The sequence below is a fragment of the Peribacillus simplex NBRC 15720 = DSM 1321 genome (assembly GCF_002243645.1).
GTDB classification, from domain to species: Bacteria; Bacillota; Bacilli; order Bacillales; family DSM-1321; genus Peribacillus; species Peribacillus simplex.
Genome location: NZ_CP017704.1, coordinates 3,837,787 through 3,856,023 on the forward strand (window position 1 = coordinate 3,837,787; position 18,237 = coordinate 3,856,023).

The following is an 18,237-nucleotide window of genomic DNA, read 5'->3' on the forward strand; positions in this document are numbered from 1 at the left end:
GTAACTAAAATGATTACAGTAGGTGATGAAACAATCACAGGAAGCAATTGACTGTGTAGTTACTAAATACAATGTTCTTATATTAATATTTTTTTGTTCTGTGTTGTAACTATTTTGGTTACAAGTTGAACTAATGATGAAAAGTGAGGGAATATATTATGACAGTGAAAATTAAAGCGTATTCTGATTTTATATGTCCATTTTGTTTTTTAGGTAAAGGTCCTTTGGACGAAATCGTGAAGGAAAAGGATGTAGAAGTGGAATGGATGCCATTTGAATTGCGTCCGAGTCCCTATTCCAAAATTGATCCATGGAAAGAACCCGATAAGTTGAATTCATGGGATTCTTATATTCTTCCTGCTGCGAAAAAGCTAGGGGTTGATATGCGTTTACCACGTGTTTCCCCGCATCCATATACACATTTGGCGTTCGAAGGGTGCCATTTTGCAAAGGAGCACGGAAAAGGGAACGAGTTCCACCACAGAGTATTTACAGCGTTTTTTCAAGAGGAACAAAATATTGAAGATATTGAAGTATTGACAAAATTAGCGGGTGAAGTTGAACTTCCTGTTGATGCATTTAGAGAAGCGTTAGTGTCACGAAAGTATCGGGAAGTGCACCAAGAAGCACTAAAACATGCTTATGAAGAAGCAGATATCAGGGCTGTTCCGACGTTTATTATTGGTGATGAAGTCATTCAAGGACTAGCCAGCAAAGAAAGGTTAGCGCAAGTCATCGAGAAGGAAGAAGCAAAAAATAAACAGAATGAATTTGATGGCCTGCAATGTGATGGTAAGGGGAATTGCTAAAAGCCTTTTGAGTTATTAAATAAAATTAAATGAAAATTTATTTGGAGGAATCAAAATGTCAGCAACTACAACAAATGTAAAAGAAGCAATCATCAATCGTCGTTCCATCCGTAAGGTGAAAAAGAACGAAAGTATTACGAAAGAAAGAATTAATGAAGTGTTAAAGACCGCTTTACATGCACCAACTTCATTTAATATGCAAAGTGGACGAGTGGTGGTAGTGATGGATGACGAGCATGAAAAGTTCTGGGATATTGTAAAAGAAACACTACGTTCCCGCGTTCCGGAAGAGAGCTTTGCGGCAACTGTAGAACGATTACAAGGATTTCGTGATGGAGTGGGTACCATTCTATTCTTTGAAAATAAAGAAACGATAGAACAAATGCAAGAAAAAGCACCCTCTTATAAAGAACAGTTTCCATATTGGTCGCATCAAGGAAGTGCTATGCTGCAGTATGCAATATGGGTGACTTTATCAGCGGAAGGCATAGGGGCATCTTTACAACATTATAATCCAATAATTGATGAAGCAGTGATGAAGAATTGGGATCTTCCAGGGAAATGGTCGTTGATAGCTCAAATGCCATTTGGTGAGCCGAATGAACAACCAGGCGACAAAACGTTCCTACCTTTCGAAAATATTGTGAAATTTTATTAATTCAAAGATTGAAGATTAAAGTTTTAGGATAATAGATTAACCAAGAGTCTGTTTACTCTTAATGAGTAAAACGGGCTCTTTTTTTGGAAGAATGAATTTGAACAATTCCAGCAGCATTACAGATACAGGGAAAGTGAAGCGGAAATATCCGTTCCTGATTCATACTTCATATAATTAGCGGAGGTAAATAATTGACAATGAGAATCATTTTCATTTATAGTGAGGTGTGTAATGAAAGTAATTCTCAATTAGGAAGGTGATATAGATGAAGGTATTCATTGGTTATGTCAGTTTATCCGGTAATACCGAGAAAATGGCTATAAACATAAAGAATAGAATGAAGGCTGTCGGCTGTGAAGTATATATGGAAAGATTGGATACTGTTGAAGTTGATGCTTTAAAGGATTTTGATTTGGCCTTTATTGGTTTATATACATGGAATCTTGAAGATTTACCGTATGAAGCAAACGAGTTTTATGAAGAAATTGACCAAGTGGACTTTGGTGGAGTGAAAGTCGCATTCTTTGGTGCTGGCGACTTGACCCATTCGAAACCTTGCGCCGCGATAGATATCCTTTCCGAAAAAATGAAGCAATTTGGATTTGATGTATATGATCGAGTATTGAAAATACACCATGAAAGCAGTACATACGAACAATTAAGGAAATGTGAAGACTTTGCAGAGCATGCCCTTATATGGGGAAGCAAGAGGAGGAAGTGGAGATTCTTCATGTGGGATCGGATGCTAGGCAACCCAAAATACCAAAAATCAGCATTTTTGTTAAGGAGGGCCCTTGATGATTACCCAATTAAGTGCAAAGGGAGAAGCAAAAAAAGAGGAACTTATACAAGAACTTCTGAAATTCGGGATTTTTAAAAAATATAATAAACAACTATACGAGCTTCCGTTAGTAGTTTTACAAAAGGAATTCAATCACTTGAGAGGTGAATTAAAAAATGTCTAGGAGAAAGAAATCTTATACTGAACTGCTAAAAGAAAACCGCGAACTTCTGTTGCGTGACAAAATCGAAGTGGAACGCATCTATACAAAAATCGATCAAAAAGCTATCAATGAAAAAAAGGAAAGTAAGCAAGTACAATCATGACTGGTTAAAAATGAAAACCGAAATCCATTTTTGATTTCGGTTCAGTTTGTCGACTGATTTCTGAAAACAAATGATACCTTTGTTGAGGGTTTATAAAATTGAACGTTGATTTCCACTCCAGGCACTCGCTTTCCGCGGGCGGTCCGGGAGCCTCCTCGGCGCATTTCGCGCCTGTGGGGTCTCCCTTGGACACGCTTTTCCCGCAGGAGTCTCGTACCTTCCGTTCCAATCAATTGGAATGTTTGTTTAAGAAAAAACTGTAGACTGGATTCATCCCGAACCTTGATAAGACTAGTCTATCCTTTATGTTTTTTTCTGTTTAATGAAATCCTTATTGGGTTGAAGCAATTTGCGACACTCCTGCCGAATAACTGGCTAGCCGAGACCCCGGAGACGCTTGCTTTGATGTGGCTTGGCAGACAGTCGGCGGAAAGGGAGCGGATTTCTGAAATCAACTAGAACTTTTTTTGAAACTGCATGCAACTGACTGTTCTTCAAGTTTGCCTGCAGTCTGAACCGAAATCCATTTATGATTTCGGTTTTTTCTTTTAGGTCTGTTATTGAATGCTGTTGATTGAAGAAGAAGGTATTTTCTGGTTGGTTGCCGAATAAAAATCCTTTAGGTAAAACTTAGGGGGAGTGCAACTTGAAAAATGTAATAGATGGAATCAATCATTGGATATGTTTTATACCTGAAGAGTTCAACCGGATGACAGAAAAAGAATTAAATCATCGACCAATGCCACACAAATGGTCCAAAAAAGAGATTTTAGGACATCTATGCGATTCTGCATTGAACAATATGAATAGGTTTATCAAGATTCAGTACGAAGAACAGCCATATGTTATACAATCATATAATCAAGACCAATGGGTATTAGTCCAGAATTATCAAGAGAGACCAATGGATGAGATAGTTAACCTTTTTGGCACCTTAAATAAGCAAATCATATATATAATAAAGAATACACCAAATGATAGATTATCTAATCTTTGTGATATAGGAAATAATCAACAAAAATCATTGGAGTGGCTAATAAAAGATTATCTAGAACATATGGAACATCATATTAACAATCAAATTCTAATTAAAAAATAGTGATCTATATAGATCACTATTTTTTTTATTTATCGTTTTTAGAGCCTTTCTTTAAAGGAAAGTGGAAGATTGTAATTCCTTTAAGCTTTTACAGTTTTTGTATGTCGGACACATAATTACTTTTTTTTCTTCTCAATTTTTCACTTTTCGTAACAGCTTGTCATGAAGTTTGGACAAGGTGAACAATACAAGGATAGAGGCGATTAAGGTTAACGACATATCCCATTGTGCGTCCCAAATATCACCCTGTGTTCCTAAAAATTCCTTTGAAGCCTTTCCGCCTTTTGAAATGATGGCAGCTATCCATTCGATAATTTCATATAAGGCTCCAATGGCAAGCGCAAAACTTAATGTGACAGCAAATAACCAGGGTCCTTTTGTTAGAGGGGTTTTACGTATTACTATTTCTCTAATCACAATCGCAAATAAACCTTTTAGGAAATGTCCAAACCGATCATAGTGGTTCCGGTTTAAATCGTAATGATCTTTTATCCAATTAAATAGAGGAACTTTTGAGTACGTATAATGGGCACCGATGAACATGGTAATTGTAAGAACGGCAATAACCAAATAGGATAATGTAGTGAGGCGGAATTTATTATATGTAGCAATTACAAAAATCAGAAACACAACGGCAGGAAGTACTTCCATTGTCCATATCAAGTATCCTTCAGGCTTAATAACTGACCAAATAAAAACTGCAGTGACTAGCAATAGTAATATTAAATGAATCAGTATACTTTTATCTCTTCCCAATTTTTTCACTCCATAAATTTATGATGTGTACAATGGTAAAAAATGAAATTTCCTGCATAGTACTTGAGGGTTTATGCAATCGAAAGGTTAAACAGTTTGTGTATGGACAAAATGCTTTATGCTTTCATTTAAAACATTAGACGCTTTTGTAGGGATCTGATGCTTTGCATGATCAATGAATTTTAATTCCGTACACGGCAATTTTTCATGCAATAAATTAGCATAATGATAAAGTGGTTTATCTTTTTTACCATAGATCAGTAAAATCGGCAGGTTGATTTTCTCTAGCAGATGGGTACAGTTATAATGCAAACTATAATAGTAATACTGCTCGATATTTCTGGCATCTCCTTTTAGGGCTTCATTAAACATTTTGTTGAACAAATTTTCCGTATTTGAATTACTCCATGAAATGGATAGCGCAAGAATTGGAACTGCGTCTTTATTTGCAAGTGATATTCCTAAAGAAATCTTTTGCTTTAAATATTTATCCCTCACTTCAGACATTCCACCTATTACAATGCCTCCTAGAGCCCGATCGGCACAACTCAGCAAATATTCCAATACGATAGAGCCGCCGGTTGAATATCCGCATATGATTGCTTTTTTAATTTTCAAATGATCCAACAGATGTTTGATATCTTCTATAATCAGGGGATAAGTTACTGGCAGTCTTGAATACTGACTTCTTCCGTGACCCCTAATATCAAAAGTGATAACTTTGAATTCTTGGGATAATTCCTCCATTTGGTATTGGAAATTCACACTTGTCAGTACTGGAGGATGAATAAAAACAATAGGAACCCCTTTTCCCTTAACAGAATAATACAAGCTAATACCGTCCACATCTAACATTGGCATGAATATTCACCTCAATAATCTTAAATCATTTTTTAATCATTGAATGGCTATACTATTGAATAAACAACTTGATGATAAGCGTTTGGATTTTAGCGACATAAAAATAAAATTCCCATTCGAAGAGTGCTAATATCCCTCCTAAAAGAATTTTCCCTTTAAAACATATTTTTATTACTAATTATGTCGGTAACAAACATCTTGAATTTTTTTGGTTCTCTTGAACAATATATAAGAGTTCAGGAAATGAACAAAAATATATAAAATAAGGTGATGTAAATGAAGGCAAACATGGATTAAATTTTACCCAGTTGTCGCTTCGGTCGTAGTAGGTATTGCCACTTATTAAATGTTGAGTGGAAATGGCGGGAAAATGAAAAACATGGTGCCGCTTGCCACTAACTTGATGGGAATGGGAACTGGGATGCAAGGGCAGAATCAACAACAGACAGAATATCAATAAAACAAAAAAATCCCCTTTAAGGGATTTTTTTGTTTTATTCAAGAAACGGGACTTCCATCATATACTGACTTTTTGGAATGCACACTATGGACACTATTTACCATTTTTTATATTTAAAGTAATGAAACACCAATAAAGCAACTCCATACGTTATAATGAATGGGCTCCAAGGAAAGTGTCAGAAACCTGCAGGAGTGATTATATGATTGGAGGTTATATGTGTTGAAGAAAAAATTATTGGTCATTATTCCAACAGTTGCGCTCATGTTGGCCCCTCTAGGAATGGGAACTTCAATTTCCCACGCAGCATCAAAGGGCAGTCAAATCCAGAAAATCGAAACGAAGGCGGAAACGCGCCCGACGCTCAGGGAAGGCTCACGTTCGAGTTATGTAAGAGACTTACAGCAAAGCCTTAAAGATGTTAAATATAATGTAGGTGTTGATGGGATTTTCGGTACCCAAACTCAAAATGTGGTAAGGGAGTTTCAAGTGGATCATAACTTGGCTTCAGATGGTATCGTCGGACCGCTGACATGGGCTGCTTTAGATGAAAATAAGGTGGAAAGAAAACAGTTCACGGAGAAAGATGCGATTGCGTTAGGGAAGAAGAAACTGGGTAACAAGATCGTATTCAGCGGTGATGGCAGATTGCTGAAAGATGGCAAAGGAAAATCATATTACAATTATAAAGCAGCTAATAAAGATTGGATGGATCAAGGCGGCACAGGAACGATTGGGTGGTTCCACATTTATAAAGATGGCCGTGTAGTGGAACAATAAGCGATATACATGCAAAAAATGTTCTCACTTTATGTGGGATTTTTTTTATGTAAAGCATGGATCTAACAAGAAGACTAAATACATCTATTTTTGGCTATAAATAACAAGTAATGCAGATATAATAGTAAATGGACAGCAATTTGGTATAGTGGGCAGCGGTCACTCCTTTTCAGAAAGGGGGTGTCGCTGGTGATTTCTATTATGGACGGACTGATGCTAATGATTTCATTCGCCTCTTTAATCGTCGCAGTAATCGCGGTTACATTAAAAAAGTAACCCCCTCCATACCATCCGGCCAGATGTATGTAGGAAAAGGGTTACTTTCATGATCGAGTAGCTACTGACTTACCACAGAAAGCCGCTGCTCTTTATGCAGTTTTGCTGTTCATTAAGACGCTGGTTTTAACCAGTGTCTTTTTTTTATGTGTTAGTTATCATTATTATATCCTCATTTTACCTATACATTCAACTAAAAAACATGGAAAGAGCATTGATTCGTTTCTTACGTTCTTTCAAGAGTTTCCTGGGTGAGCTCTTGGATTAACGAAGCTTTTGGTAAAATCAATTAGATTTTCGTTAAATTCCTGCCGGACTCCAGTTTGAATAATTTCATTCCTTTATAAGATAAAATCATAGGAATCATACAAAGCAATGCCATCGGTAAACAATAAAGAAGATAGAAATGCCCTCCGTTTTCCAGCCAGGGAATATAGGCTAAAGCAACAAAAAGTAATGTGAAAAAAATGATCGTGAAAATCCCGAAAGATTGATGATAGAATGCATGAATTTCCCTTCTTCGTTCCTCTTGGTTGGGTAAAGTCTTTGCTGCTTTGTGCGTTCGAAGGAATAGGTACAAGGAGAACATTAGAAATAAAGCGGAAAATGGTAAAGCAAGCGCAAATAATGAAACGTCAAGAATGGAAAGATAAAAGCTGGATAAAAAGAAAACTTCTGACACCCCTAATGCAAAACAATAATTAAAGATACTTATTCTATCAGGTTGTTTAAGCATGAAATCCCTCCTTCTATATCATATTATGCAACTGCTTTCATGTTCACCACTTTGTCACATTTAAAAGGAAAAAAAAGTGCACCAAGTTCCACCCAGAATCAAGCAAAAAAGTATGTGGCATCGTCAGATATATCAAGCATGCAGATGTTGAATAGAGTCTTTGCTTATTACGAATAGTATTAAAATACGCTTAAAAGGGGGGAGTGCTCAATGACTGTAAAAACGGCAATTAAAGGAGTTCTGCTCGTTCTTCTAATATATTTGCTTTATGTAGTGGTGACGGCAGTGGTTCTTTTCCCCAAAGTGGAAAAAGAAGAAGATAAGCCGATTAATCAAGTAAGTGCATATATGGGAGAGAAGGAAGCCACCGTGGATCGTGTCCTTCTACTCGAAGACGGTTATGAGTCGGGACTCGCCCGAATGCGAATGATCCAGGAAGCCCAGCATTCAATCGATATTGCCTACTATGCTTTTGGAAAAGGCAAATCAACCGAACTTATTCTTGGAGCATTGTTCGAAGCTGCTGACCGAGGTGTCAAAGTCCGAATCCTTCTGGATGGAATATCTCATGGACTCAGAGGTCAATTAAGCAGTGCCCGTTATGCATTGGCCTCTCATGAAAACATTGAATTAAGATATTACGAAACCTTTAAGCCATTTAAGCCGTGGACCTGGCATAATCGCCTTCATGATAAGATCATCACTGTAGATGGAAAGTTAGGCATCATCGGAGGGAGAAATATTGCCGATAAGTATTTAGCAAGCAAGCCGCCGAGAAATTTTGTCTATGACAGGGATGTACTCATTTTCAATGCTAAAGAGGAGAAAGATAGTGTAATCGTTGAAATGAAGGACTATTTGAATGAATTATGGACCCATCCGTATACGAGCAATGTTTTTTCGGACCTCTCGAAAAGGCAAAAGGAAAAAGGAAAACGTGAAAGAGATGCATTAGCGAATCAATACAGCAAAGCTTTGCAAACTGAAGCAGATTTCGTTAATCCAGTCGTCGAGTGGAGCAATTCTACAACACCTACTAAAAAAGTGTCCTTCATTCATAACCCAATCGAGCGTTTCAATAAATACCCAATTGTGTGGAGATCTCTAGTGGATATTGCGGCGAATGCCAATCAATCGGTAATCATCCAAAGTCCCTATATTGTTCCTGCGGATGCCTTGAAGGAATATGAACCGAAGCAGATGGATTCAAAGGTTAATTGGACCATACTTACCAACTCGGTGGAATCAACCCCGAATGTGATCGCTTTTTCCGGTTACTTGGCGCTTAGGGATAGTATCGTTGAGACGGGCGCAAGGCTTTATGAATATGCAAAGCCTTATTCTTTGCATGGTAAATCGGTGGTCTATGATCAACGATTAAGTGCAGTGGGTTCCTACAATTTGGATTCTCGATCTGCCTTTTTAAATACAGAATCGATGGTGGTCATCGATAGTGGAAAATTTGCAGCCGAGTTGACAGGAGCCATAGAGTCGAAAATCTCAAATAGTACACTCGTTGCGGACAATAATAAATATATAGAACCACCTGAAGATCAGAAAAAAGAAGAGTCTTTTTTTAAAGCCACCTTTTTAAATGCCCTCTCGAAAGTTACGGTATATTTGAATAGGTTCATTTGAATGATGACGAAAAGACAGCAATCACGGTGATTGTTGTCTTTTTAACCTTTTGCGGAGATTATCTTATGAATAAATGGGTAATTTGCTATACTTGAGCAAGCTAATCACAACAATCGTAAGGAGAACAGAAACATGCAAACATTACAGCACCTATCGAAAAATATTGTCTACCTGCCGCCAGTTCAGGAAACGGATCGCCCAGTTCTTGCCGCCGTTACGGGAAACAAGAAAACGCTCATCATCGATGCCGGTAACTCTGTCCGGCATGCACAGCTCTTTAAGGACGAATTGCTTCGGAATGATATAAGCGGGAATTTTCTCGTTCTTACCCATTCACACTGGGACCATGTATTCGGACTGGAGAATATCGGGATTCCGGTGATTTGTCAGGAAAAAACATACACTAACATTAAAGATATGCAGCAGCTTTCATGGGAAGATCAGGCACTTGATCAACGGGTCGAAGAAGGGACGGAGATACCCTTTTGCGCCGATGCAATCAAGTTGGAACATGGGACGAATAGAGAGATTGCCTTCCCCCTGCCCGATATCATCTTTGAAAAAACGATGACGATCGATCTCGGCAATATAACCTGTGTCATTGAACATGTTGGCGGCGACCATGCCAAAGATTCCTGCATCATTTATGTTCCAGAGGAAAAAACATTATTTCTGGGAGACTGCCTATATGCCAATCTTTATGCTGAAAAATGGAATTATACGGCTGAACAGGCATCGCTGCTCATTAATAAAATTGAAGCCTATGATGCCGAAACATATATACTCTCCCATCATGATCAGCCGTGCACGAAACAGGTGATGGAGGCGGAGCTTAAGCTAATGAAAGAATGTGCCAGAACCGTGGTCGAACATCGGGGAAATCAAGCTTTAATGGAGCAGGAATTGGCTAAAGAATTAAAGCGGGATTTATCTGAGGACGAGCTCGAAACAATTGGGTTTTTCGTGAATGGTTACGTTAAGTGATTTGAGCACCATGGAAAGTTAAAGATCACACAAAAGTTAAACACGTTTATTATAAAGGCTTGGGTGGGGTATGAGTTTGGTATTACTGGGCTCATACCCATTAATTTGACCTTTTTCCGCAACAGTCCTCAATAAGCTCATTCATGGTCCCCACACAAAATCAATAATAATCGTTAGTAGTGCTGAAACAATAAGAATTGATAGGAAACCTGATATGATTTTCCCTGCTTTTGCTCCTATATTATCGGGATGTATATGACCAATAATAAAGGAGGGGATGAAAAATATAGCCGAATAGAACATTGTATAATGAATACCTGAATCTCCATTTGACCATGCGCTAAGTCCAATATTATTTAAAATGTTATCTCCATTGCAAGATTTATCACCAAATTGAAAGGTAAACAATATTCCGATTAAACATAGCGCGAAAGAAAGTGAACCTAATCCGATATCCTTTGTTTTCCTACCATCGATAGTTGGCATGTTTTTTCTCCTTGTATAAAAACACCAAATTATGGTTTTTTGTAGTGTAACATAACTCAGCAAGTACTTAAATCCCTACACCTGTATCAGAACACAAATAGACTACTATAAAAACTGCACCTCCAATTGTTAGATGGAGTCTAACAATTAGGGTGCAGTTCTAATTAATTATGAGCTTTTTCCAAAGCTAGCTTTATCCCGAAACCAATCAAGACCGTCCCGGTTATACCCTCGAAAATCGCTTGGGTTCTAGGCTTTTTCATAAAAGCACTGATTTGGTTCAGCAGATAGATATAAAATACAAACCACAACGCAGTTAAAACGGTATAGGTTATGCCCATGATCAGGAATGGTAAAAACGTATCATTTCCTGGATTTACGAACTGAGGCAGAAACGTTAAAAAGAAGACGGCCACTTTAGGGTTCAGCAGGTTGGTAAGGAACCCTTGCTTAAAGCAGGACTGGTTTTCGTACTTACTTTTGACTGACGTTTCCGTCGCTGCGGCAACTTGCTTATTCCTTAATCCCCATAGTGTCTTGAAGCCTAGATATACCAAGTAAACGGCACCGACATATTTGAAGATGGAAAATAGTAAAGCGGATTTCACAATGATTGCCGAAAGTCCGAACACGGCAGCTGATGTATGGATAAGCAGGGCACAGCATGTGCCGAACATCGTTTTAAAACCTCCCGACGTTCCCACGGTAACGGTGTTCCTTGTGGCTATTGCTGTATCTGGACCAGGTAAGATGATGAGAAGAATGCACATGATGATGAACAAATAAAAGTTTTCCATATTCGGACCTCCACTCTTAGTGATGAATTCTGAAAATTATAACATAGATGTACTTGGTTTAGGGAGATAAATTTGATAGTTATGATTATCTCAGGACAATGGAGGAGAGGGGAAATTGGCTTGACTAATAAATACGGTGTTTAATGAAACAAAAAAACAAGCCAAATCATTTTTTGATCTGGCTCGTTTTTTTTATTAATTCAATACCAACACTGTTATATGTTAGGGTAACTTTTTCAACACAGCACGTACCGGACTTCCATCTGCTTCAACTAATGGAAGAGGGAGGGCTGCCAACTCATAATTACCCGGTCCTATATCGTCTAGTACAAGACCTTCCAAAATGTGAATTCCATGATCGGCAAGTTCATGGTGGGCAGACAGTTCTTTGCTATCCAGTGGATCTACTGATGGTAAATCAAGTCCAATAAGACGAACGCCGAGTTCTGAAAGATATGCCGCTAGTTCCGGTTGGATATGAGGAATCGTTTGTGGAAACACACTTCGATCCTTCCATGCATCCGTCCGAATTAACAGACGGGTAACGCCTTGTAGATCTATACTGGATAATTCATCGACTCCGATGCTTGTCTTGTTTGGTAAATGGATAACTCGGGCATTTCCCATATATAATTCGATATCCAAATCAATCACTCTTTTTCCATCATCATCAAAATGAAAAGGTGCATCAATATGGGTACCCGTGTGGATACTCATATTGATTTGACCTACATTGACAGATCCACTTTCTTCTTTACTCCAATTGACTTTATAAGAGAAAGGTGTATCTCCAGGCCAGACTGCAACGTTATCATCCAGACGTTGTGAAATATCAATCCATGTCCCCATGCATTTACCTCCATCTCTTCTGGCTGTTTCTTTGCTGCTTATTTTCATCTTATAGCTTCGTTCTTAGGCTCCATAGTTCTGGGAAAAAGTGTTGGTCCAGGGCTCTTTTTAAATACGTTACACCTGATGATCCGCCAGTACCTTGTTTATTACCAATAATCCTTTCCACTGTGGTCATATGATTAAAACGCCATAATTGCTGTTGATGGCCAATGTCCACTAACTTCTCGCCCAACTCATATAAGTCCCAATATTGCTCAACATCGCGGTAAACTGTCAGCCACGCCTCTTCTACACTGGCATTTGGTTCATATCTTTGTGACCAATCCCTGCTGAGGGCTTCTTGATCAATAGGTAATCCGCGCGCTACAAGAGCATTGATCGCCGCGTCATAAATACTTGGCTCATGAAGGGCCTGCTGCATTTGCTCGTATAAATCTGTTTGGTGCTGATAGACTGATAGCGTATGGATATTTTTATTTCCTAATGCGAATTCAATCAAACGATTCTGATAAGATTGGAATCCGGAAGATTGTCCCAGTTTATCCCTGAACTCCATGTATTCAGCCGGCGTTAAAGTTGAAAGGACATTCCATGACTGGATCAATTGCTGCTGGATCCTCGAAACGCGAGACAGCATTTTAAACGAAGGTTCCAATTTGTTTTGGCGGATGGACTCAGTTGCTGCTGTCAACTCATGTAAAATGAGCTTCATCCATAGCTCACTCGCTTGATGGATAATGATAAATAGCATTTCATCATGATGATCGGAACATCTATGTTGACTGGTTAAAATCTTATCAAGGTGGAGATAATCTCCGTAAGACATCGATTTTTGAAAGTCGGTTTGAATTTCTTTCTCTAGACCCGTTATTGTTTGTTCATTGTTATCCATATTCTTCATTCCGCAATCTCCTCACTTTTCCATATGCAAAAAATTATTTATTCCGTCATTCTATTCTATCTTCTTTTCCAGAGATTCTTCCATTACATTATGGTTAATATTTCTTCTTTTTGAAACAGAATAAGCAACAGCTAAAAATAGTAACCAAGGTATCCCGAATTGAAGCATGATCTTGAAATCTGTAAACCATGTTGTAATCATTAAGCTGAATAGAAGAACGGCTCCTAGTATCGTTAAGTAGGGAAAACCGATCATCCTTACAGGTAATTTACGTCCGCCGGTTTTCTCCCATTTAACCCTGAAAAACAAATGGGAAATGAAGATCATGAACCATGTGAACATGGCACCGAACATGGAAATCCCCATCATGAATGCATAGGATGAACCTGGAAGTAACGCATGAACGCCTGCAGCAATGAAAATCCCAGTTGTAGAGACAGCAAGTGCTTTTCCCGGAACGCCCCTTTTGTTTAACTTTCCTAAAAAGCTAGGTGCGTGTTTTCCGCGAGCTAATGAGAACATCATACGTGTTGAAGCATAGAGCTGGGCATTCATGGCAGATAAAGCAGCTGTTAAAATAATAAAGTTCATGATTCCGGATGCACCAGGAATGTTCAAGATTTCCATCACTTTTACGAATGGACTCTCCTCGATCCCAGCCGTTTTCCACGGAACGATCATCAACATGATGCCGATCGTCAATACATAGAAGGTGGATAAACGGAACACGGTCGCTTTTAATGCTTTTGGAACTGCTGCATCCGGATCTTTTGCTTCCCCTGATGTAACCGCTATCATTTCGGTTCCAAGAAAGCTGAATAAAGAAATAAATACGGCTACCCACATTCCCCACCAACCAAATGGGAAAAAACCGCCTTCATTTACAAAGTTTTCAGGTCCTATATGTGGCTGATCGGATGAACCGAATAGTACATAGGCTCCAAGAAGGATAAAACCAACGATGGCACTTATTTTAATAAAGGAGAACCAATACTCAAATGTAGCGAATGTATTCACGCTAGTAGCATTTACATAAATCAGGGCACCTGCAAACAGCAAAATCCATACGATTCCCGGCACTGTCGGAAACCAATACTTCATATACACGCTGACTGCACTTACTTCAACACCAACAGCCAAAACATTGGCAATCCAATAAGAATAGCGGACAAGATAGCCTGCCATTGGAGTCATGTACTTTTCAGCAATGGCTCCAAAAGATCCGGAAGTAGGATGGGCAACCGTCATTTCGGCTAAACAGCCCATCAACAGTAAAACAATGAACGCCCCGAGTGCATAGCTGAGCAATACACTTGGCCCTGCCGCTTGAATGGCAAGCCCGCTGCCAAGGAATAGCCCTGTCCCGATGGCACAGCCCATTGCGATCATGGAAAGCTGATTTGTTTCCAGCTCGCGTTTTAATCCTTTTTCTGGCTCATCTTTAAAATTCAATTGAGTATTTTTGTTCTCCATAGTTCATCCCCTTTTTATCAAAAAAGATTTTATCCTGCCATAATTAACTACCCATTTGAGGGATGAGCCTCATCTGGCGGAATTCCATGTTATGCGACCACTTCACGCTCATTTTTGAATTTTTCATATTGTTTTTCTGACATGATTTTCTTGAGTATTTGTACAACTTCCCAAACTTCTGCGTAGGAAGTATATAGTGCAACCGGAGCGAGACGAATGATGTTAGGTGCTCGGAAATCTGGAATGACACCGTTCTCTTTCAAGGCCTTACATATCCGTGCAGCTTCTTTATGCTCAAGGCTTACATGACCTCCGCGGCGTATGTCTTCTCTAGGAGTTCCAATGAAAAATCCCATGTCTTCCAATTCGAATTCAACTAAATCCATTAAATATTGATTGATTTTAAGGGATTTTTCGCGAATATTCTCAATTCCAGCTTCAATAAAAATGTCCAAAGACCCAATCAAAGGTGCACAACTTAACACATGGGGCGTGCCAATTTGATATGCGCCTGCTGATTCAGCTGGTGTTAAGGTATGTTCCATATCGAATTGTTTATCTTTTTTGGAGCCGAACCATCCAGCCAATCCAGGCATCGTGCCAAAATGTTTTCGATTTACATATAAACCGCCAACACCGCCAGGACCGCCATTTAAATGTTTATAATTGCACCAATACGCAAAATCCACATCCCATTCGCTGAATGAATGCGGGATCGCACCGATAGAATGGCATCCGTCAAATCCGATCACTATACCTCTTTTATGAGCTTCCTCAGTTAATCGTTTCATATCCAATATTTGACCGCTGCGATACAGGACTGTTGGCAAGATGATCAAAGCGATGTCATCGGTCATTGCTTCGATAATGTCATCCTCTTCAAGAAATCTTCCATCGCGGCTTTTCACGCGGATTAGATCGGTTTCCGGATCGTATCCATGTGTACGCAGCTGACTTTGAAGAGCATAAATGTCAGTCGGAAAGGTTAATTCATCTGCTAAAATTTTTGTCCGCATTCCTTCAGGCTTATAAAAAGTAGCTACAAGTTGATGCAGATTTACAGTTGTGGAGCCGGTTACGATAACTTCCTCAGGAGAAGCTCCGACCAAATGGGCCATTTTCGCGCCCAATTTCTCAGCCATGAAAAACCATGGGTGATTACCTTGTGTCCATCCATCAATCCCATGCTCCTTCCAATCTTCCAAAGATTCCAAAAGAGTGCGTTCAGCCCTTTTCGAAAGAAGCCCCAATGAGTTTCCATCCATATAGATGGAATCCGGCTTTAAATAAAACTCTTCTCGAAAACCTTTAAGCGCATCATTCTCATCCATTTGTTTAGCGTGATCCAATGTGTATTCAGAAACCATAATCATCCTCCTATATGAGTATTCTAAATAATTCTAGGAGAATCGTACCAAAGAATATGACACGGTGTCAATAAGTAATTCAGAAAATTATAAACATTAAATCTATCTTTCCAAGAAATGTTTTTTATTTTATGGAAATCCTTTATGCTAGAAGATAAGGGGAGGAATAAGCATGGAGAATGGCAAAGTAGGGGATAAACGGCATTTACGCTCGATCATGACACGTCAAAAGTTATTAGAGGCTGCAAAGGCAATATTTCTTGAAGAAGGTTATCAAGCTGCGCTTATTTCCCAAATGATCAAAAGGGCAAACATCGGATACGGAACGGCCTATGTTCATTTTAAAGGGAAAGAGGATCTGTTAATCGTATTAATGGAGAATGTAATGGAGCAATTTTATGAAATTGCCGAGACCTCTTTCCTTCCAAAATCAAAAGACGAAGCAAAACATATCATAAACAGGCAAGCTAATGCTTTTTTGAAAATGGCAGAAGCTGAACGCAATATGATGCAAGTTTTTGAACAGGCCATTGGGATATCAACCATTATTTCAGATAAATGGAAAGCGATCCGCATGAAGTTCATTCAGCGAATTTCAAAGGACGTCGCCTATGCACAGCACAATGGGCTGGCAAGAGCTGAACTGAACCATGAGCTTGTGGCAAGAGGATGGTTTTTCACAAATGAAATGTATCTGTGGGAAATTGTCCGAAATGAACATCAAAGCTCTGTCGAAGAAATTGCTCAAACCATCACCTCAGTTTACGCCGAAGGCTTGTATTTGTAGTGATAATAGCAGTTCACCAATCTTCCGGTTATATACAATCGGAAGATTTAATTTTTATTAAAGACTTCCCCACCTTATCGGAAAAACTTCTTTCCGCCACTTATAACCCGCAAAAATTCACGAGAAAACCCCTCACGAGTAAAGCATCATAATTCACGAGTAAAACGCCAAAACTCACGAGTAAAGCAGAATTCACGAGTAAACGCCAAACTTACGAGTAAATCCGCCAAATTCACGAGTGAACCACCCAAATACACGATCAAAACGCCCTCATTAGCGTGGAACTTACAGCGACTACGCCTTAAGTCTTACTAGAAAATATAGCTAAGGCTCATTATACGAACTTGTAAAAGTAGATAAGATATAAACATAGAAAGGAGGACGAAAACAATGAAGAAATTTGGTTTATTTATTGTAGGACTGATCGCACTTTTCCTGTTACTGGCGAATGTGGGTCCACTGATCAGCCTGGCGATTTGCTTGGCGATCCTATACTTCGGATTCAAGCAGTTCATGAAGTCCGAATCGACAGGGGCGAAGATTGCGTGGGGATCAGTCTCCATTATCGTGCTGATCGTTTCTATTTCCCATATCCCGGCAATATTGGGACTGGTGGCAGCTTATGTTCTTTACCTGGTTTATAAAAAATGGAATGAAAATGATGAAAGTGCATCATCTAAAGAAAATGACCCATTCTCAAATTTTGAAAGAGAGTGGAAAGAGTTGAATAAGAACTAATAGAAGGGATGTAATTGGAATGGGTAATTTATTTTCAAGAATGAAACAAACGATTTCAGCGGATTTTCACGATTTGTTGGATAAAAAGGAGCAAAAAAATCCAATTGGAATGTTAAATCAATATTTGCGTCAATGTGAGCAGGAGACAGAAAAGGTCGGTAAGCTGCTTGAACGTCAATATCTTTTGAAAGAAGAGTTTATGCGTGAATATAATCAAGCGCAACATCTAGCTGAAAAACGTAAGCATCAGGCTGAGATTGCTAAGCAGTCGGGAGAGACAGAGTTAATGGAATTTGCTATAAAGGAAAGCCTGCACTATGAAGATCGGGCGCTAAGTTTGAAGGAGGCGCATAAAAGTGCAGAGGTTCAGCTGGCTGAACTGGAGCGGAAATATGAAGAAATGAAGCATAAGCTGAAGGATATGCATCTAAAGAGGCTGGAACTGATGGGCAGGGAAAATATTGCCCGGGCAAACAACAGGATCAATCGGGTTTTGGACGGAGGCAGTTCCGAAGCCAAACCGGTAGCGATGTTTGAAGAAATGGAGCATTATATCGATCGCATCGAGCACCAGGTCCATACTGATTATAATCGGCATACGATCGATGCCAGGATTGTCCAGCTTGAAAAAGAATTGGAACAGAAAGAAGCGTAATGGTTTTTTAAGGCATT

21 protein-coding genes are annotated in these 18,237 nt (G+C 39.0%); 12 read left to right on the forward strand and 9 right to left on the reverse strand.

Annotation, left to right across the window (positions count from 1 at the left end; genetic code table 11):
- Positions 1-158 precede the first annotated feature (158 nt).
- From BS1321_RS18500 to BS1321_RS18525, 6 genes are all read left to right on the forward strand, one after another.
- On the forward strand, positions 159-809 hold the full coding sequence (locus BS1321_RS18500; protein WP_063232473.1) for a DsbA family oxidoreductase: 651 nt from the start codon (positions 159-161) through the stop codon (positions 807-809).
- Positions 810-864: 55 nt separating this feature from the next.
- The gene (locus BS1321_RS18505; protein WP_063232474.1) at positions 865-1,467 is read left to right on the forward strand and encodes a nitroreductase family protein; all 603 of its coding nucleotides are present in this window, start codon (positions 865-867) and stop codon (positions 1,465-1,467) included.
- A gap of 265 nt (positions 1,468-1,732) precedes the next feature.
- Positions 1,733-2,344 carry a flavodoxin domain-containing protein gene (locus BS1321_RS18510; RefSeq protein WP_063232475.1) on the forward strand — a complete coding sequence of 204 codons (612 nt, stop codon included), beginning with the start codon at positions 1,733-1,735 and terminating at the stop codon, positions 2,342-2,344.
- On the forward strand, positions 2,265-2,432 hold the full coding sequence (locus BS1321_RS18515) for a Fur-regulated basic protein FbpA (RefSeq protein WP_081112861.1): 168 nt from the start codon (positions 2,265-2,267) through the stop codon (positions 2,430-2,432). Before BS1321_RS18510 ends, BS1321_RS18515 begins: the two co-directional genes overlap by 80 nt.
- Positions 2,425-2,574 carry an FbpB family small basic protein gene (locus BS1321_RS18520; protein WP_094246637.1) on the forward strand — a complete coding sequence of 50 codons (150 nt, stop codon included), beginning with the start codon at positions 2,425-2,427 and terminating at the stop codon, positions 2,572-2,574. The genes BS1321_RS18515 and BS1321_RS18520 overlap by 8 nt, the downstream gene beginning before the upstream one ends.
- Positions 2,575-3,220: 646 nt before the next feature.
- Positions 3,221-3,673 carry a DinB family protein gene (locus tag BS1321_RS18525; protein ID WP_063232476.1) on the forward strand — a complete coding sequence of 151 codons (453 nt, stop codon included), beginning with the start codon at positions 3,221-3,223 and terminating at the stop codon, positions 3,671-3,673.
- Positions 3,674-3,805: 132 nt separating this feature from the next.
- Here BS1321_RS18525 and BS1321_RS18530 read toward each other — a convergent pair whose 3' ends face one another.
- Together BS1321_RS18530 and BS1321_RS18535 are read right to left on the reverse strand one after the other, a co-directional pair.
- Positions 3,806-4,438 (reverse strand): DUF2238 domain-containing protein, encoded by a 633-nt coding sequence (locus tag BS1321_RS18530; RefSeq protein WP_375781411.1) that lies wholly within the window; start codon positions 4,436-4,438, stop codon positions 3,806-3,808.
- Positions 4,439-4,516: 78 nt separating this feature from the next.
- Positions 4,517-5,290 (reverse strand): alpha/beta fold hydrolase, encoded by a 774-nt coding sequence (locus BS1321_RS18535; RefSeq protein ID WP_063232478.1) that lies wholly within the window; start codon positions 5,288-5,290, stop codon positions 4,517-4,519.
- Positions 5,291-5,969: 679 nt separating this feature from the next.
- Between BS1321_RS18535 and BS1321_RS18540 the strand changes: the two genes are divergently transcribed.
- Complete coding sequence (locus tag BS1321_RS18540) at positions 5,970-6,530, forward strand: peptidoglycan-binding domain-containing protein (protein WP_063232479.1); 561 nt, start codon at positions 5,970-5,972, stop codon at positions 6,528-6,530.
- 565 nt (positions 6,531-7,095) lie between these two features.
- On the opposite strand, the gene BS1321_RS18545 is transcribed toward BS1321_RS18540, so the two are convergent.
- Positions 7,096-7,542 carry a hypothetical protein gene (locus BS1321_RS18545; protein ID WP_063232480.1) on the reverse strand — a complete coding sequence of 149 codons (447 nt, stop codon included), beginning with the start codon at positions 7,540-7,542 and terminating at the stop codon, positions 7,096-7,098.
- Positions 7,543-7,752: 210 nt separating this feature from the next.
- Here BS1321_RS18545 and BS1321_RS18550 point away from each other — a divergent pair, with 210 nt between their 5' ends.
- Both BS1321_RS18550 and BS1321_RS18555 read left to right on the forward strand, forming a co-directional pair.
- A complete protein-coding gene (locus BS1321_RS18550) occupies positions 7,753-9,180 on the forward strand; it encodes a phospholipase D-like domain-containing protein (protein ID WP_063232481.1) in 1,428 nt (475 codons plus the stop codon).
- 132 nt (positions 9,181-9,312) lie between these two features.
- A complete protein-coding gene (locus BS1321_RS18555; RefSeq protein WP_063232482.1) occupies positions 9,313-10,164 on the forward strand; it encodes an MBL fold metallo-hydrolase in 852 nt (283 codons plus the stop codon).
- A gap of 141 nt (positions 10,165-10,305) precedes the next feature.
- Here the strand turns inward: BS1321_RS18555 and BS1321_RS18560 are convergent, their stop codons facing one another.
- The 6 genes from BS1321_RS18560 to kynU all read right to left on the reverse strand — a co-directional run bounded on the left by BS1321_RS18560 (position 10,306) and on the right by kynU (position 16,040).
- The gene (locus BS1321_RS18560; RefSeq protein WP_063232483.1) at positions 10,306-10,650 is read right to left on the reverse strand and encodes a hypothetical protein; all 345 of its coding nucleotides are present in this window, start codon (positions 10,648-10,650) and stop codon (positions 10,306-10,308) included.
- Positions 10,651-10,814: 164 nt separating this feature from the next.
- A complete protein-coding gene (locus tag BS1321_RS18565) occupies positions 10,815-11,447 on the reverse strand; it encodes a LysE family translocator (RefSeq protein ID WP_063232484.1) in 633 nt (210 codons plus the stop codon).
- A gap of 222 nt (positions 11,448-11,669) precedes the next feature.
- The gene (gene kynB / locus BS1321_RS18570) at positions 11,670-12,296 is read right to left on the reverse strand and encodes an arylformamidase (RefSeq protein WP_063232485.1); all 627 of its coding nucleotides are present in this window, start codon (positions 12,294-12,296) and stop codon (positions 11,670-11,672) included.
- A 49-nt stretch (positions 12,297-12,345) separates the two neighbouring features.
- Positions 12,346-13,191, reverse strand: coding sequence for a tryptophan 2,3-dioxygenase (kynA, locus tag BS1321_RS18575; RefSeq protein ID WP_094246715.1), 846 nt, complete (start codon positions 13,189-13,191; stop codon positions 12,346-12,348).
- Positions 13,192-13,251: 60 nt separating this feature from the next.
- Entirely contained in the window at positions 13,252-14,673 is a 1,422-nt protein-coding gene (locus BS1321_RS18580) for an amino acid permease (protein ID WP_063232487.1), read from the reverse strand.
- An 89-nt stretch (positions 14,674-14,762) separates the two neighbouring features.
- Positions 14,763-16,040 carry a kynureninase gene (kynU, locus tag BS1321_RS18585; protein ID WP_063232488.1) on the reverse strand — a complete coding sequence of 426 codons (1,278 nt, stop codon included), beginning with the start codon at positions 16,038-16,040 and terminating at the stop codon, positions 14,763-14,765.
- 172 nt (positions 16,041-16,212) lie between these two features.
- Between kynU and BS1321_RS18590 the strand changes: the two genes are divergently transcribed.
- From BS1321_RS18590 to BS1321_RS18600, 3 genes are all read left to right on the forward strand, one after another.
- Positions 16,213-16,827, forward strand: coding sequence for a TetR/AcrR family transcriptional regulator (locus BS1321_RS18590; RefSeq protein WP_063232489.1), 615 nt, complete (start codon positions 16,213-16,215; stop codon positions 16,825-16,827).
- 390 nt (positions 16,828-17,217) lie between these two features.
- A complete protein-coding gene (locus tag BS1321_RS18595; RefSeq protein WP_063232490.1) occupies positions 17,218-17,565 on the forward strand; it encodes a lmo0954 family membrane protein in 348 nt (115 codons plus the stop codon).
- 19 nt (positions 17,566-17,584) lie between these two features.
- Positions 17,585-18,220, forward strand: a complete 636-nt coding sequence (locus tag BS1321_RS18600; protein WP_063232491.1) for a PspA/IM30 family protein — start codon at positions 17,585-17,587, stop codon at positions 18,218-18,220.
- Positions 18,221-18,237: the final 17 nt, after the last annotated feature.